Annotated in this window: 12 protein-coding genes and 1 pseudogene; 8 read left to right on the forward strand and 5 right to left on the reverse strand. The window is 35.1% G+C overall.

Features of this window, described 5'->3' with window-relative positions; genetic code table 11:
• Nucleotides 1-8: 8 nt before the first annotated feature.
• Both KA867_RS04455 and KA867_RS04460 read left to right on the forward strand, forming a co-directional pair.
• Nucleotides 9-815, forward strand: coding sequence for a DUF3100 domain-containing protein (locus KA867_RS04455; protein WP_210137135.1), 807 nt, complete (start codon nt 9-11; stop codon nt 813-815).
• A gap of 2 nt (nt 816-817) precedes the next feature.
• Complete coding sequence (locus tag KA867_RS04460) at nt 818-1,270, forward strand: hypothetical protein (protein WP_210137136.1); 453 nt, start codon at nt 818-820, stop codon at nt 1,268-1,270.
• Between the two features lie 75 nt (nt 1,271-1,345).
• Here KA867_RS04460 and KA867_RS04465 read toward each other — a convergent pair whose 3' ends face one another.
• Nucleotides 1,346-1,687 carry a DoxX family protein gene (locus KA867_RS04465; protein WP_070658088.1) on the reverse strand — a complete coding sequence of 114 codons (342 nt, stop codon included), beginning with the start codon at nt 1,685-1,687 and terminating at the stop codon, nt 1,346-1,348.
• A 26-nt stretch (nt 1,688-1,713) separates the two neighbouring features.
• Nucleotides 1,714-2,274 (reverse strand): TetR family transcriptional regulator, encoded by a 561-nt coding sequence (locus tag KA867_RS04470; protein WP_210137137.1) that lies wholly within the window; start codon nt 2,272-2,274, stop codon nt 1,714-1,716.
• A 139-nt stretch (nt 2,275-2,413) separates the two neighbouring features.
• Between KA867_RS04470 and KA867_RS13385 the strand changes: the two genes are divergently transcribed.
• Both KA867_RS13385 and KA867_RS13390 read left to right on the forward strand, forming a co-directional pair.
• The gene (locus tag KA867_RS13385) at nt 2,414-2,947 is read left to right on the forward strand and encodes a DsbA family protein (RefSeq protein WP_245355907.1); all 534 of its coding nucleotides are present in this window, start codon (nt 2,414-2,416) and stop codon (nt 2,945-2,947) included.
• A 75-nt stretch (nt 2,948-3,022) separates the two neighbouring features.
• Nucleotides 3,023-3,355 (forward strand): hypothetical protein, encoded by a 333-nt coding sequence (locus KA867_RS13390; protein WP_245355908.1) that lies wholly within the window; start codon nt 3,023-3,025, stop codon nt 3,353-3,355.
• 155 nt (nt 3,356-3,510) lie between these two features.
• On the opposite strand, the gene KA867_RS04480 is transcribed toward KA867_RS13390, so the two are convergent.
• Complete coding sequence (locus KA867_RS04480) at nt 3,511-3,837, reverse strand: hypothetical protein (protein ID WP_210137138.1); 327 nt, start codon at nt 3,835-3,837, stop codon at nt 3,511-3,513.
• Nucleotides 3,838-4,197: 360 nt separating this feature from the next.
• Nucleotides 4,198-12,999, reverse strand: a complete 8,802-nt coding sequence (locus KA867_RS04485) for an Ig-like domain-containing protein (RefSeq protein ID WP_210137139.1) — start codon at nt 12,997-12,999, stop codon at nt 4,198-4,200.
• A 411-nt stretch (nt 13,000-13,410) separates the two neighbouring features.
• Here KA867_RS04485 and KA867_RS04490 point away from each other — a divergent pair, with 411 nt between their 5' ends.
• The gene (locus tag KA867_RS04490; RefSeq protein ID WP_046206960.1) at nt 13,411-13,824 is read left to right on the forward strand and encodes a DUF2871 domain-containing protein; all 414 of its coding nucleotides are present in this window, start codon (nt 13,411-13,413) and stop codon (nt 13,822-13,824) included.
• Between the two features lie 62 nt (nt 13,825-13,886).
• Here KA867_RS04490 and KA867_RS04495 read toward each other — a convergent pair whose 3' ends face one another.
• Entirely contained in the window at nt 13,887-14,627 is a 741-nt protein-coding gene (locus KA867_RS04495; protein WP_210137140.1) for a sulfite exporter TauE/SafE family protein, read from the reverse strand.
• A gap of 360 nt (nt 14,628-14,987) precedes the next feature.
• On the opposite strand from KA867_RS04495, the pseudogene KA867_RS04500 reads away from it, so the two are divergent.
• The 3 genes and pseudogenes from KA867_RS04500 (at nt 14,988) to KA867_RS04510 (ending at nt 17,565) form a co-directional block, all read left to right on the forward strand.
• Nucleotides 14,988-15,913: pseudogene (locus tag KA867_RS04500) on the forward strand (VOC family protein).
• A gap of 12 nt (nt 15,914-15,925) precedes the next feature.
• Nucleotides 15,926-16,987: an LLM class flavin-dependent oxidoreductase gene (locus KA867_RS04505; RefSeq protein WP_210137141.1), complete on the forward strand. Its 1,062-nt coding sequence runs from the start codon at nt 15,926-15,928 to the stop codon at nt 16,985-16,987.
• A gap of 11 nt (nt 16,988-16,998) precedes the next feature.
• Nucleotides 16,999-17,565 carry an NADPH-dependent FMN reductase gene (locus KA867_RS04510; protein WP_210137142.1) on the forward strand — a complete coding sequence of 189 codons (567 nt, stop codon included), beginning with the start codon at nt 16,999-17,001 and terminating at the stop codon, nt 17,563-17,565.
• Nucleotides 17,566-17,685: the final 120 nt, after the last annotated feature.

The following is a 17,685-nucleotide window of genomic DNA, read 5'->3' on the forward strand; positions in this document are numbered from 1 at the left end:
GGATTGTTATGAAACAACAAAACATTCTTTGGAAAGATTGGAGATTACATGGCATTGTTTTAATCATTATGATCATTTCTGAAGTAATCGGCGCACATAAAATACCATTAGGCATAACATCAATCCTTTTATTACCAGTAGTTTATGCAGTATTACTCGGTTTGGGCGTATATTTCACACCTATTATCAGTAAAAGACAAGCTAAGAACTCTGAACTAATGGTCTTTATTTCTGTAGCTTTACTCATAGCAAAATTCGGGGTAGAGGCAGGACCTGCACTTCCTAAAATCATTGCTGCTGGACCCGCTTTAATACTTCAAGAAGCCGGTAATTTAGCTACTATTATTATTTCATTACCGTTGGCTATACTTTTAGGTTTACGCCGAGAATCTATAGGCATGACACATTCAATAGGAAGAGAACCGAATTTAGCACTTATCACTGAAAAATATGGTATCACTTCTCCTGAATGGCGAGGCGTCATGTCTATGTATATATTTGGAACAATATTTGGGGCAATATTTTTTAGTATTTTCTCTGGCATTCTAATCTCTGTTTTGCCATTTAGCCCATTAGCATTTGCAATGGCGACAGGCGTAGGAAGTGGTGTTATGACTGCTGCTGCACTAGGCCCTTTAGTTGAAATGTACCCCGACCAAGCTAGTACAATTACAGCATTTTCTGGTGTGAGTAATTTACTTACATCTGTCACAGGACTTTATGTGGGGATATTAATCGCTCTGCCATTAACTCGAAAATACTACAGCTTTATTATGCATATCAAATCAAAATTCACAAAAGATAAGGAGCAATGATCATGAATTCGAAAGTTACAAATTGGATACTCACATTATGTGTAGTAGGCATTATTTCACTCTTTAGTAATTGGATTGGTTATAGTGTAATGCCTGTAGTAGCTTTACCTGGCATCCTTACGTTAATGGGGATTGCATTAATAGGTTTAATCTTACGTGATATTGTTCCACTAAACATACCTAGTATTGCTTATATTGGTATAATCGGGCTCATCATTACAATACCTGGCATACCTGGATCATCACACATCGTTGAATGGACTGAAAAAGTAGACCTGTTGTCATTAGCTACACCAGTTGTTGCATATGCAGGCGTTTCTATAGGAAATTCGTGGGCCGATTTTGCCAAGTTAGGTTGGAAAACAATTGTCGTCGGTATCGTAATCTTACTCAGTACATACGTAGGTTCTGCCCTTGTAGCAGAAATTGTTTTAAGAATTCAAGGTTTAGCATAATTTACACATAATAATATCCCCATACAAACAATTCAACCTGTCGTTTATATGGGGATATTAAAATTAACCATTATTTTAAATATAATAAATGAATACTATAAAGTTCAATAAAAAGAGTACAATAGCTGGAATCGCTTTTTTAATTGGGTCTTTGCCTAAGAAAATCAATGAAATTGCACCCACAAACATCGTTGCGCCTAATAATATACTCGATAATAATGCAATCACGTTATACAACACACCTATCAACATGCCCAGGCCACCTACAAATTCAAAAATTCCTGTAATTTGATTAAAAATAGGTGGGTAGCCAAGACGTGCAAAATCTTGTTTCATTGCACCAGATAAAATTTTAGATCCTGTCATGATAAAAAATATTCCCAAAATGATTTGCAATATAATGATAATAATACTCATTTTAACGCCCCCTTTTCATATTTATCTTAGTCACGCGCTACCAAACCAGAAATCATGTAAGGCGTGATGCTTTTAATATAATCTTCAGGTAACATTTCATTATTCTTTTGATACCATGTTTCAGCTGCTTTATAGATACTTGCACTTATCATGTTTGCAGCCAATTGTCGCGTACTATCATCTTCAAAATCAATATCAGCCAACAATTTATACAATACATTTGCAATATGTTCTTGAACAATATGATCTATAGTCTCTGGATAACTTCTATGACATCTTCTATTTAAAGACAATTGAAACTCTGCCACTACTTTAAAGATATCGACAATTGTGCTTTCATTCAATGGATTATCTTTAAAATATTCATAATTTAAATTAATTAATAGTTCTTCAGCAAGCGCTTTTTCTAACAAATCATAGATATCACTAAAATGATAATAGAACGTAGCTCTATTAATAAGTGCCTCTTGTGTAATATCTTTCACAGTTATACTTTTAAAATCTTTATCACTAGATAATTGGATAAAAGCTTGCATAATTGATTTTCTCGTTTTAATGACGCGCAAGTCTGATTTTGATTGTACCATTCGACTCCCTCATTTTCTCCCAACATTAAATACTAAATGTTGAATATTCAACATTTTCTACAATTTGTTGGTACTTATTATTCATATTACTACTTATCATAAGAGTATATCAATTTAATTAAACTACGGAGGTACAATTATGGAAAAAAATATGGTATGTGATATTTATTCGGGTGTTTGTAAACCGAATGAAGAAAAAGAAGTAGAAGACATTAACTTAAATAACCAAAGTCCTAATTTAACTTTATTTTATGTAACTGATCCTATGTGTTCACATTGTTGGGCTTTCGAACCAATTTTAAATAAACTATTAGTCCAATACGGTCATTTGTTTAATTTTCAAATGATTATGGGTGGTCTTTTAGAAGCTTGGGGGGATGGACCTATTGACCCAGCAAATGGCATTTATAAACCAGCTGATGTGACACCACATTGGCAAGAAGTAGGCCAATATGCACGCATGCCTATCGACGGAACGATTATGGAAATAGATCCTGTGCAATCTTCATACCCTGCATCTCGGTTATATAAAGCAATTCAGCAATTAGATTCTCCGGCTACTGCTATCGAATTTATTAGATTAGTTAGGGAAGCTGTTTTCGTCTTTAACCAAAATATTTCTGATGACAAAATACTGAAATCAATTGTACAAACTTTATATAAAAATAATTAAACAATCAATATTGAAAATATTTTTGATTTAGCAAATGGTACACAAGGTCAGCAATTACTATCAAACGATTTTAACTTGGTACGTGAATTAGGTGTTCGAGGTTTCCCTACAGTTGTCATAGTAAATCACGATAACCAAGGTACTAAAGTTGTAGGTGCTAGAGATTTAAATGTATATATAGATACACTTAAAAAACTTAACAGCAATGAAAAAATCGTTTCAAAACCTTTACCAGATTTAGAATTATATTTAAAAAAACAACATCGCTTATTTTCTAAAGAAATTGAAGTTATGTATGACATTAAACAAGACGAAGTACCAAATTTTGTTAAACAAAATTTAAATCCTTCAGTTTACACAGCTAAAAATATACTTGGTGAAAATTATTATGAATTTATTTTATCGTAATATGTCACAACCTTGCTGACGTTGTGAACGAAACAGTTGACGATCATAAAATACTATATCTACATGCGCAATTGAAATTAAAATATGAGTAATTCATCAAAAATGTTTCTATAAAGTGTCAATTATGCAATTGTACGCTTAATCACATTGCCTTTTTACTTCTTCAAATATTCATTGTAATTAAAAGTTTCAATACTATTAGTTACAATGATATTTTTATTTAGTTGCTTTTCTAAATATCTACTCACTTCACAAACTGCATTTATTTCTAATGATTCTATGTCATTCATTTCCATTACTACAAAGTCTAACTCTTCAATACTATGATTCGTTTGAGAAAGCATACTATAAATGTGTTGTAGCAATTCTTCATTATATTTGTTTTTCGAAATTGCCACTACTTTTGAATTGATTGGTTCTTGATTTTTATTACGTAAATAAAACAATGTATTACCTTTACTATATTGAACAATAATATACATATAATAACCCCGTTTTATTATTTAATAACTTATAATTACTATATACACATTACGAGCAATTATAAACCTTTTATAATAAATTAAACTCAATCTATTAAAATATAATTTGAACAATAATAAAAAAGAATTTAGGACATAAATCTCAGAAAAATAGCACTCAGATGATTAAATTCATCTGAGTGCTTCCTTTTAATTCAATAATTCGTATTGTTGGCTCGCTTTCTTAGGGGACAGCTTCAGCCTGTAGTCTTCAGCTTGTCCTGTTCCCTCAAGAGACTCGCCAAAATACTTGTCTCATTTATCCAAGAACTTTATATCTCAAGCTCTTCTTTAGTTTAAATTATTTTTATATTTTATTAACTACTTATCTTCTTCGTTTTTTCTACGACGCTTGATAAATAACAATAATGCTCCCAAGCCTGCAAATAATGAACCAAATAAAGTACCTTTATTAACTTCGTCTTTTCCTGTTTCAGGTAATTCAGATTTATTATCGTTGTTTTTTCTAGAGTTGTCAGAACGCATATTTACTATTTCTGAATTATTATTTTGTTTTATTTCAGAACTACGGTCGTTATTAGATGGTTGACTTATATTTGAAATTTCTGCTGAGTCTGGTTTTTGAGTATTTGAGTTTCCTCCATTACCTGGATCTTCTCCATTACCTGGATCTTCTCCATTGCCTGGATCTTCTCCATTGCCTGGGTCTTCTCCATTGCCTGGGTCTTCTCCATTACCTGGATCTTCTCCATTACCTGGATCTTCTCCATTACCTGGATCTTCTCCATTACCTGGATCTTCTCCATTACCTGGATCTTCTCCATTACCTGGATCTTCTCCATTACCTGGGTCTTCTCCATTACCTGGATCTTCTCCCGAAGTACTTACTATAACAATACTTGGTTTAGATATATTACCATTTTCATCTTCAGCTGTAACTTGTAATTTTTCTCCACCTTTTAAATCTACATTAGATGGAATTTCAATCGTATAATTGCCTTGGTCATCAGCTGTGCCTGTTGCCGTTGTGCCATCTGGGAACGTTACTGTAACCGTTGATCCTGGCTCTGCTGTGCCACCAATTGTTGTGTCTTCACTTGTTACTTCTTTCACCGTTGGTGCCTTTGGCGCTGTCGTATCTCTAACTGTTGTTGTTGCTTCTTTTGATGTGTTGCCATCTTTATCTGTAGCTGTTACGACAATGTTTTCTCCGCCTTTTAGGTCAATATTTGTTGGAATTTCAACAGTATAGTTGCCTTGATCATCGGCTGTGCCTGTTGCCGTTGTTCCGTCTGGGAACGTCACTGTAACCGTTGAGCCTGGTTCTGCTGTGCCACCAATTGTTGTATCTTCACTTGTTACTTCGTTCACCGTTGGTGCCTTTGGCGCTGTCGTGTCTTTAACTGTTGTTGTCGCTTCTTCTGATGTATTACCATCTTTATCTTTAGAAGTAACTATAATGTTTTCTCCACCATCTAATTTGACATCTGATGGAATTTCAATCGTATAGTTGCCTTGATCATCAGCTGTGCCTGTTGCTGTTTTACCATCTGGGAATGTCACTGTGACCGTTGAGCCTGGTTCTGCTGTGCCACCAATTGTTGTATCTTCACTTGTTACTTCGTTCACCGTTGGTGCTGATGGAGCCGTTGTGTCTTTAACTGTTGTTGTCGCTTCTTCTGATGTATTACCATCTTTATCTTTAGAAGTAACTATAATGTTTTCTCCACCATCTAATTTGACATCTGATGGTATTTCAATCGTATAGTTGCCTTGATCATCAGCTGTACCTGTTGCCGTTGTTCCGCCTGGGAATGTCACTGTAACCGTTGATCCTGGCTCTGCTGTGCCACCAATTGTTGTATCTTCACTTGTTACTCCGTTCACCGTTGGTGCTGATGGCGCTGTTATGTCTTTAACTGTTGTTGTCGCTTCTTCTGATTTGTTGTTTTCTTTGTCTGTCGCTACAACTTTGATTGGCTCTCCACCTTCTAAATCTACATCTGATGGTATTTCAATCGTATAGTTGCCTTGATCATCAGCTGTGCCTGTTGCCGTTGTTCCGTCTGGGAATGTCACTGTAACCGTTGATCCTGGCTCTGCCGTGCCACCAATTGTTGTATCTTCGCTTGTTACTTCTTTCACCGTTGGTGCTGTTGGCGCTGTTATGTCTACTACCGTTGTCGTCGCTTCTTCTGATTTGTTGCCATCTTTGTCTGTCGCTACAACTTTGATTGGCTCTCCACCTTCTAAATCTACATCTGATGGTATTTCAACTGTGTAGTTGCCTTCACTGTCTGCAGTACCTGTTGCCGTTTTACCGTCTGGGAACGTTACTGTGACTGTTGAGCCTGGCTCTGCTGTGCCACCAATTGTTGTGTCTTCGCTTGTTACTTCTTTCACCGTCGGTGCTGATGGCGCCGTCGTGTCTTTAACTGTTGTCGTTGTCTCTTCAGATTTGTTGCCATCTTTATCTGACGCTACAACTTTGATTGCTTCTCCACCTTCTAAATCTACGCCTGAAGGAATGTCAACTGTATAGTTGCCTTGATCATCGGCTGTGCCTGTTGCCGTTTTACCGCCTGGGAATGTCACTGTAACCGTTGATCCTGGCTCTGCTGTGCCACCAATTGTTGTATCTTCACTCTTCACTTCGTTCACCGTTGGTGCCTCTGGTGCCGTTGTGTCTTTAACTGTTGTCGTTGTCTCTTCAGATTTGTTGTCATCTTTATCTGTTGCTGTTACGACAATGTTTTCTCCGCCTTTTAGATCAACATTTGTTGGAATGTCAATTGTATAGTTACCTTGATCATCGGCTGTGCCTGTTGCCGTTGTTCCGTCTGAGAATGTCACTGTAACCGTTGAGCCTGGTTCTGCTGTGCCACTAATTGTTGTATCTTCACTTGTTACTTCTTTCACCGTTGGTGCTGATGGCGCTGTTGTGTCTTTAACTGTTGTTGTTGCTTCTTTTGATGTGTTGCCATCTTTATCTGCCGCTACAACTTTGATTGGTTCTCCGCCTTCTAAATCTACATCTGATGGGATTTCGATTGTGTAGTTGCCTTCACTGTCTGCAGTACCTGTTGCTGTTTTACCACCTGGGAATGTCACTGTAACCGTTGAGCCTGGTTCTGCTGTGCCACCAATTGTTGTATCTTCGCTTGTTACTCCGTTCACCGTCGGTGCCTCTGGTGCTGTTGTGTCTTTAACTGTTGTCGTCGCTTCTTTTGATGTGTTGCCATCTTTATCTGCCGCTACAACTTTAATTGCTTCTCCACCTTCTAAATCTACGCCCGAAGGAATGTCAACTGTGTAGTTACCTTGATCATCAGCTGTGCCTGTTGCCGTTGTTCCGTCTGGAAACGTTACTGTGACTGTTGATCCTGGCTCTGCCGTGCCACCAATTCTTGTATCTTCACTTGTTACTTCTTTCACAGTTGGTGCTGATGGCGCCGTTGTGTCTTTAACTGTTGTTGTCGCTTCTTCTGATTTGTTGCCATCTTTATCTGCCGCTACAACTTTAATTGCTTCTCCACCTTCTAAATCTTCATCTGATGGGATTTCGATTGTGTAGTTGCCTTCACTGTCTGCAGTCCCTGTTGCTGTTTTACCATCTGGGAATGTCACTGTAACTGTTGAACCTGGTTCGGCAGTGCCACCAATTGTTGTATCTTCACTTGTCACTCCGTTCACCGTCGGTGCTGATGGCGCCGTTGTGTCTTTAACTGTTGTTGTCGCTTCTTCTGATTTGTTGCCATCTTTATCTGTTGCTGTTACGACAATGTTTTCTCCGCCTTTTAGGTCAACATTTGTTGGAATTTCGATTGTATAGTTACCTTGATCATCGGCTGTGCCTGTTGCCGTTTTACCGTCTGGGAACGTCACTGTAACCGTTGATCCTGACTCTGCTGTGCCACCAATTGTTGTATCCTCACTTGTTACTCCGTTCACCGTCGGTGCTGATGGTGCTGTTGTGTCTTTAACTATTGTTGTCGCTTCTTCTGATTTGTTGCCATCTTTATCTGTAGCTACAACTTCGATTGGTTCTCCACCTTCTAAATCTACGCCTGAAGGAATGTCAACTGTGTAGTTGCCTTCACTGTCTGCAGTCCCTGTTGCCGTTTTACCGCCTGGGAATGTCACTGTGACCGTTGATCCTGGCTCTGCCGTGCCACCAATCGTTGTATCTTCACTTGTTACTCCGTTCACCGTCGGTGCCTCTGGTGCTGTTGTGTCTTTAACTGTTGTTGTCGCTTCTTCTGATTTGTTGCCATCTTTGTCTGCCGCTACAACTTTAATTGCTTCTCCACCTTCTAAATCTTCATCTGATGGGATTTCGATTGTGTAGTTGCCTTCACTGTCTGCAGTCCCTGTTGCTGTTTTACCATCTGGGAATGTCACTGTAACTGTTGAACCTGGTTCGGCAGTGCCACCAATTGTTGTATCTTCACTTGTCACTCCGTTCACCGTCGGTGCTGATGGCGCCGTTGTGTCTTTAACTGTTGTTGTTATAGAATCTGAGATATTTCCATTACCATCCATCGCTGATATTAATAGTTCTTCGTCACCTTTTAAATCTATTTTTTCAGGAATAGTAATTGTATATTCACCTTGGTTATTTGCTTTACTTTCTGCTGTAGTACCATCTGGGAACGTTACGGTAACTGTTGAACCTGGTTCTGATATGCCGCTGATTGTTGTGTCTTCACTTGTTACTTCTTTCACTGTTGGTGCCTCTGGCGCTGTTGCATCAACTACTATTGTTGAAGCTTCTGTTGATTTATTATTAGATTTATCTTGTGCTATCGCTTGAATCTCTTCGCCACCAATTAAATCAATAGCATCTGGAATATCTACGCTAAAGTTACCGTGTTCATCCGCTTCTACATCAACCGTGATATTACCAGGGAATGTGATTGTGACTGTTGAATTAGGTTCTGAACTTCCCGCAATTTGTGCGTCTTCACTTGATACTCTATTTATTTTAGGTGCATCCGGTGCTGTCTTATCTATAACAATCGTTGAAGTTGGGTTTGAAATATTTCCTGTTTTATCTGTTGCTGTTACTTGTAGTTCTTCTCCACCTTCTAATTTAGTACCAGACGTAATATCTATTGTGTAATTACCTTGGCCATCAGCTGTTCCTATTGCCGTTGTGCCATCTGGGAATGTCACTGTAACCGTTGAGCCTGGTTCGGCTGTGCCACCGATTGTTGTATCTTCGCTTGTTACTTCTTTCACCGTCGGTGCATCTGGTGCTGTTGTATCTTTAACCGTTGTTTTAACTGGTTCTGTTTCATTACCAGCATCGTCTGTAGATGTAACTTGTATTTCTTCGCCACCTTCTAAACTAACTTCATTCGGAATTGCTATTGTATAATTTCCTGTTTCATCTGTTGTACCAGTAGCTGTTTCACCATTTGGAAATTTGATTGTTATTGTAGAATTTGGTTCTGCTGTCCCACTAATATTTTTATCTTGGCTAGTTACACCGTTAACCGTTGGTGGTGCAGGTGCTGTTGCATCTGTTACTGTTGTTGATCCAGCATGAGAAACATTACCAGCACTATCTTTTGATGTAGCACTGATCGTTTCTTTACCTTGTAACCCTTCATTTTCTGGGATAGTTACAGTGAAATTACCATCTTGATCAGCTTTAGTTTCCACAACTTTGCCACTTGGGAATGTCACACTAACTGTCGAATTTGCTTCTGCTGTGCCTTTAACCTCTGTACTTACACTTGTCACATGGCTTATTTGTGGTGCATCTGGCGCTGTTGCATCTATGACTTGAGTGCTACCTTTTTGAGAAACGTTGCCTGCTTTGTCCTTCGACGTAGCTACTATCGTTTCCCCACCTTGTAATCCTTCGTTTTCTGGAATATCTACTGTGAAGTTTCCATCTTGATCTGCTACTGCATCTACAACTTCGCCACTTGGGAATGTCACACTAACTGTTGAATTTGCTTCTGCTTGCCCATTCAATTGCTTACTATTACTATTGACGTCATTTAATGTAGGAGCATCTGGAGCTGTTGTGTCTGTTACTATACGCGTCGCAACAGTTGATTCATTACCTGCTTTATCTGTTGCTATAGCTTTAAATACTTCCCCACCTTGAAGAGTGACACCACTCGGTATATCTACTGCATATTTACCCTGACTGTCAGCAGTTGTTGAAACTTTACCACCACCTGGGAAAGCAACAGTTACTGTTGAATTAGGTTCTGCTGTACCAGTTACTTGTGTGGCTTTACTTGTTATTGGATTTATCACTGGTGCGTCTGGTGCTGTCGCATCTGTTACTGTAATTTGATCTGAAACTTCACTTGTTTTTCCACCTTTACTAGCTGTTGCAGTTAAAATAGTTCCAGCTTTCAATGGTTGATTCAATGTTAAAGAGGCAGCTGAACCATCATTGGGAATTTGAACTTTTCCAATTTCAACATTGTTATTATCTTTAACCGTAACAGTTGCACCCGCTGCACCATTAACTTTAATTACTGTATCATTGTCATCAACTGGATTAATTGATGGTGTTGGTACCTTGGAAATATCAATAACTTCGAATGTATTCACTTCATCATTTTCATAATTAGGTGAATCGATTGCGATAGTGTAGGTGCCCTCAGGCGATTGTGGTATAGATACTGAGAAAGTGCCATCAGGATTGACCGTTGATGTACCAATGACTTTTCCAGTTGCATCTAACACTTTTGCAGTTTGAGTTGCTGCACCTTCTTTTAATGGAACTGACCCAGTTACAACTCTAGCCTCATTTGTAATATCAGCCGCATCAGGTTTACCAACTAATGGTGACGTTTTATAATTGATAACTTCATCACCATCATTTTTACCATCTCCATCTGTATCTTCGTTTTCAGGATCTGAAAGTGATACTTGTCGTTCATATCGATCTAATAAACCATCTTTATCATAATCTTGTAGTGCTAAAGTTGAAGTCCCTAACGTATTATTTATTAAAAGATTATTACTATCAGTTAAATAACCTGCGAAAGTAAAATCTTCTTTTTGTTTTGTTGTTTCTCGAATAAGATTACCTTCAGAATCATATTCCGCATCTTTAGTTAATATATTATTTACACTTTGATTTAATTTAATTACAATACGAACGCCTACTGTTTCAGGCAAAGTATTGTTAAACTCGATTAGTTTATTTAAGTCATTACTAGTAATTGTGCCATTACCGATACTATCAAGCTGTAAGTCAGCTACTTTGTCTCCAGCGTGATATGTCTTGTCAAAGCCCGAAAGGCCCTTGTAATCATATGTGTGTAATTCTACTCCTTCAATATACGGTAATAAATCTTTATCTATTTGATAGTTATATGACCATTGTTTTGATTTAGTTTTAGAATATGAGAAAATACCATTTTTCATTATTTGTTGATCAATCAGTATTCCTCCGTGTTCTCCCACAGAACCATCATATGTAGCAGAGCCGCTACTTGCTTTAAATGCATTACTATTTTCTGGAGAAAGATTATTTTCTAATTGACTTAAATCTTTGTCAGCTGTAGTTAAGAAATAACCACTACTTTCAGAGGTTTTAACTATTTTATTAGAAAGTGAATCTCTAATAAACATTTGATAATTCAACTTATTATTACTTAAATCTCCAGATGCATTCAAAATGTTACCTATCGTATCATCCAACTCTATTTTACCGTTGGCTGCTGTATACTGTGATAATATTTCAGCGCCTCCAAATAAGCCATCATTCGCTCTAATGAAATTGATTTCCCAAGTATTAGTGAAATTACCGTTTTCATCTTTTAATCTTATAAATTCAACAGGGGTATTTCTACCACTAGGATTAGCAGATATTTTTGTGACATGATTTGCTATTTTCGGATCCAATTTCAGATCAATTTTATAGCGATCTCCTGAATTTGAGCCTGACATATAACTATGAATGTCAAAAGGAATGACATTGCTGTCTAGAGTCTTTTGTGAATCTAACTTACTTGGATCAAAAATCAATGATGCAAATGTATAGTTGTCCATATAGCCCAGTGATTTTTCAACTTTTTCATTTTGTTCCACTGCTGCTCGTAATGCAGTTGGCGTAGCCATTGAACGCAACAAAGTACGTTTTGGAGTGGCTAACGTTTTCGCTTTATCTTGTTCATTTGAAAGTTGAATAATTGAAGCCTTTAAAATTTCAATATTTATTGCTTCATCAGTTGTATTTTTATAATCAATATCAGCGTTTTCTAAAATTGCTTTAGTGTCTTCTGTTGAAAGCTGACTCTTTAAATAGTCTTCAACTGCCTTTTGTTTATTCTCTGTTTCTGACAATTGTTTTGTTAATTGTGACTGTGTATGATTATTAACTTCAGGATTTTTCGCCACTTTCGTAGTTCTTTCTTCTTCAGAAGATGGTTCAGTTAATGGTTGGTTATCATTTTGTCCATCTAAATTTTTGGTTCTAGTGTCTTCTTTTGTATTATTAGAAGTGTCAGGATTTTTTTCTAATGCTTTTTCAGTTGGCGTTTCGTTACTAGATATATCTGTTTCCTTTGTTGTTTCTGTTGATGTCTCAGTTGATGTTTCATCTGTTGTATCTTCAGCTTTATTTTTATCATTTGTTTGTTCATTACTTTTAGTTGTTGTTTTTTGATCAGTATTATCTTTATTTGTACTATCTTCAGCTGAACTAGAAGTATCACTGTTTACATCTTTTTTTGTTTCAGATGTATCTGATTCTTCTATCGTTTGCTTATTCAAATCTTCATTTGCAGATTCATCAGTGTTATTATATTCTTCATTATTACCTAATGCCGCGTCATTATTGTCTGACTTCTTTTGATCCGTATTAAGATTATTATCAGTTTCTTCTTTTTGTAATTCGTTATTAGAATTTTCTGTCTTTTCTTCAGTAACATTATTTTCACTACGGCTTGACGTCGTATTATTATCTTCTACACTTTTTATATCTTGCACATCGAGTGCTTCACCTTTATCTGAATCATTAGCCTTATTATCATTAGTAATTGAGTCTAATTCAGCAGCTTTCACTTCACTGCTCACTCCAAATACAAGTGTCGTCCCAATTAATAATGATGCTGTTCCAACTGTAAACTTTCTAATAGAGTATTTGTTTAACCTATTAGGTAAAAATCCTTGTTTGTTTTTCATCTTTTCCCACCTCAAAATAAACTTTATCACAATTTAATTCTACTCAATTAATTCTAAAAATCAAGATATTTTTTAAAGGTAAGTTATTAATTTAAAAGAATGTCGCAAATCACAGTTGTTCACCATTTTAAAAATATAGATTTTAGCATACTGCAATTAATAAATTTTCGACATTGTTATTTTTCATTTAATTTTAGAAGTTCTGTGTTGCAATCAACTTTTCCATTAAGCATGATAAAATAAATTATTTTGAATTGTAAAGTTGATTAAGTAATGAAAATTTTTGAAGAACAAATGTTGCATAACCACATAAATGCCATACAAAAATCAGAAAGTTTTTCAATCGTTCATATAGAGTTCATAATCCTGCCTTATATTAAAATTAAAGATTCATTAAAGGAGGTCGTAAAAATGAAAAAATTAATGTTCAGTTCAGCTTTTTATACTTTATTAGGCATGCTCAGTGGTCTATTTTATAGAGAGATGTCAAAAGCAGAAAATTTTAGTGGTTATTCGCAATTAAATGTAACGCATACACATTTACTCGTATTAGGTACAATCATGTTTTTAATATTTATGGTGATAGAACACCAATTAAAACTTACTCAGCACCATACTTTATTTAATTATTTCTTTTATGTTTATCATATCGGGGTATTATTAACGGTTGCTATGCAATTTGTTAATGGTATAGCAACGATGAAAGGTTTTGAAGTGAGTCCTGCTATTGCTGGGATTTCAGGATTAGGTCATATTGCTATTTCCATTGCTTTCATTTTATTCTTTGTATTATTGAATAAAAGTATTAATGTCAATTCCAAATAATAGTAGATATAGTTAAAGGTCGAATCACGTTTCTAAAGATAGAACGCAGTTCGACCTTTTTTTTATACTAATAATAGTAAAAATCCTAAAATTGTAATAAACAAGTAAATCCACTTTTCAAAATTATGATAAGTCGTATGATTGATTAGATACTTTCCAATAATGACTGAAATAACCAAGCAAGGTATGCTCAACAAAAATAAGGATACTGTTTTGCTAGTCCATATACCTCCAGATGCTTGTCCAATCACTACAAATATCGCTGTAATTAAAAAATGTGCTTGTACCGTACTTCTAAAATCTTTAATGTGCCAAGGTGACATTGTGCCATAAATTATTACTGGTACACCGTGTGAATTATACAAACTTCCTAATACACCTGAAATCATGCCTGTTAGGCTCGCCCAAATGTTAGATTTCAATATGATGTTATATCTGTTTTTAAAAAATGTGATTTTTCCAAACGCATATATACCATAAAATATTAAAAATAGTCCTAACATCAATTGTATGTAAGAGGTTGTAATATGCTGTAAAATCAAAATGCCAATTGGAACACCTAATAAGCTCCCTAACAACATCAATAATAATACTTTGATTTTTATATTTCTATAATCTAAAAATATATTTAAACATGCTACCGTTAGTCCAGCTAAACCTACCAGTGAAATAGAGGTATGTAAGTTTAGCCCTATCAATGTTAAAAGTGGCATACTCACGAGTGCTTCCCCAAAACCAAAATATGTTCTGACTAATCCACCTAAAAATATAGCAATTAAAATGTAAACTAAAAATAAATCCATACTTTAACTCCTGATTTAGTTCGTCATCAATACGTGTCATATCTCTTCCACAATATAATGTTATTTATTAATATATTTAATTAATGCTTATTGATATTAAAATTTCAGACACTATTAAAATAATTATACCAAACTTTAATTATGATATTTGAAAATCAGACCATTCTTCATAGTTCGATCATTAATAATCTTTCAAACTTGCTTTTTTTGTAAAAAGGAAATATATTATACAAAACTAGTATATTTTTTATACTAACTGTGTTTAATCTATACGATAGTGGTTATGAGTATTGAGAAGTTTTATTGCTATTATACTTAGAACACTAACAACTGAAAAGTTCATTACGAGGAGGTATATATATGAATATTGTTGGCCACCATCACATTTCAATGTATACAAAAAATGCTCAAAAAAACAAAGACTTTTATACTCAAATATTAGGATTAAGACTGGTTGAAAAGTCCGTTAACCAAGATAATCCTAAAATGTATCATTTATTCTTTGAAGATGAAATTGGCTCTGCGGGTACGTTATTAAGCTTTTTTGAAATACCACTTTTAGGGAAAAATCGACCTGGAACCGATTCTATCTATCGTTTATCGTTACTTGTCCCTGATGAAAGTGCTTTGAATTTTTTTAAAGAAAGACTAAATCAATTCAATGTTACATGGACATCATTAGTTTATTTAAATCAACCCGCCATTACCTTTAAGGATATAGATGGTTTAGAGATTATTTTATTAGTTAATGACAATTATCATACACCGAATGCTTGGAGAAAAACCCGTATACCGAGATTCCTGAGCAACACCAAATTTTAGGCATGGGCCCTGTAGAACTAAGAGTTAAAAATGCTCAAGCCACGCTCGATTTCTTAAAAAATAGCTTGTCATATACACTTAGAAGCGATGTAAACGAAACTGTTATGACTTTAGATCAAAATGGATTATATACTGATTTTGTTATTGTAGAGCAACAAGGTGAGCGTGCTAGACCTGGTCAAGGTTATGTGCATCATATTGCTGTTAACACACCAAAAAATAGTGACTTAAATTCAATTTATAAAATAATAGAACAACAACCTGAAAATAATTCAGGAATTATAGATCGATATTTTTTCAAATCTTTATATTATAGACAAAACCGTATTTTATACGAATTTGCTACGAATGAACCTGGATTTACGGTAGACACAAAAATAGAAGATTTAGGTAAACACTTAAATTTACCAGACTTTATGGAAGCACAGCGAACAGAAATTGAAAGTAATCTACATGAATTATAGAAAGGTGATTATATGGCACATTTAAAAATGAATGAAAATACTCCATTAGAATTTGGACTCTACTCATTAGGTGATCATTTATTAAATCCACATAATGGAGAAAAAGTAAGTTATGAACAAAGAATCAATGAACTTATAGAAGCTAGTCAATTAGCTGAACAGGCTGGTATTGACGTATTTGGTATCGGTGAAAGCCATCAAGAACATTTTACAACACAAGCACACACAGTAGTTTTAGGTGCCATAGCACAAGCCACTAAAACAATAAAAATTTCCAGTTCTTCTAGTATTATAAGTGCTGCAGATCCTGTAAGAGTATTTGAAGATTTTGCCACTTTAGATCTAATTTCACATGGCCGTGCTGAAATTGTAGCAGGTCGTGCTTCACGTACAGGGATATTTGATTTATTCGGATTAGATTTGAATAATTATGACGAACTTTATGAAGAAAAACTTAATTTATTAATGGAATTAAATAAAACCGATAAAATTACTTGGTCAGGCAAATTTAGACCTGATTTAAATAACATGAAAATTTTCCCACGTCCAATCGATGATACATTACCTATTTGGCGTGCAGTTGGTGGCCCTCCCGCAAGTGCTATCAAAGCGGGTAGACAAGGTATACCAATGATGATTACAACACTCGGCGGTCCAGCAATGACCTTTAAAGAGTCCATTGAACAATACAGACTCACTGCACAAGAAAATGGTTTTGATCATTCACCTGAATCTTTACCAGTATCCACAGCAAGTTTATTTTATACTGCTGACACAACTCAAGATGCTTTAAAAGAATTCTATCCACATCTGAATGTTGGAATGTCGTTTATCAGAGGTACAGGTTATCCAAAACAACAATTTGCAAAAGCTCCTGATTATAGAGATGCCTTAATGGTTGGCAGCCCACAACAAATCATTGAAAAAATCCTATATCAACATGAATTATACAATCACCAACGATTTATGGCTCAAATTGATTTTGGCGGCGTTCCGTTTAATAAAATTATGAAGAATATAGAACTTATAGGTAATGAAATTATTCCAGCTGTAAAAAAACATTTAAGAAAGTAGGTCAAGATACTATGAATATTGTATTACTATCTGGCTCTAGCGTTGGTTCAAAAACACGTACTGCCATGACTTATTTGAATCAAGCACTTAATAATCAAGATGATACGCATCATGTTAATTTTATAGATTTAAAAGATTTAGAATTAGTGTTTAGTGATGGAAGAAATTATTTAGATTATAGTGGCGATACGTTATATCTCACTCAAACTTTGATGAACGCTGATGTCATTTTCATCGGATTCCCAATTTTCCAAGCTTCTATTCCAGGTACATTAAAAAATGTATTTGATTTACTACCAGTTAATGCATTTAAAGATAAAATAGTAAGCATACTTGCAACTGCTGGATCGCCAAAACATTATCTCATTCCTGAAACACAACTAAAACCAATATTAGGTTATATGAAGGCACATATCATGCAAACTTATGTATTTATAGAAGAACGTGATTTTTCAAATGGTGAGATTGTAAATGATGACATTTTATTCAGGTTAGATGATTTAGTTTTATCTACATTACGTACTTCAAAAGCATTTACACAAGTTTTAAAAGAAGAAGAAAATCAATATGACTTCTAAATCGTTACTATCAATCTATTAAATTTAACAATTATATTTAAAGACTTATTTTGTTTACATGATTGAGAACAAAATAAGTCTTTTTTATTACTACATATAATTAATTTTCATTAAAAAAGC

Origin of the sequence: Staphylococcus sp. GDH8C109P (genome assembly GCF_017893405.1) — a bacterium.
Taxonomy (GTDB): domain Bacteria; phylum Bacillota; class Bacilli; order Staphylococcales; family Staphylococcaceae; genus Staphylococcus; species Staphylococcus cohnii.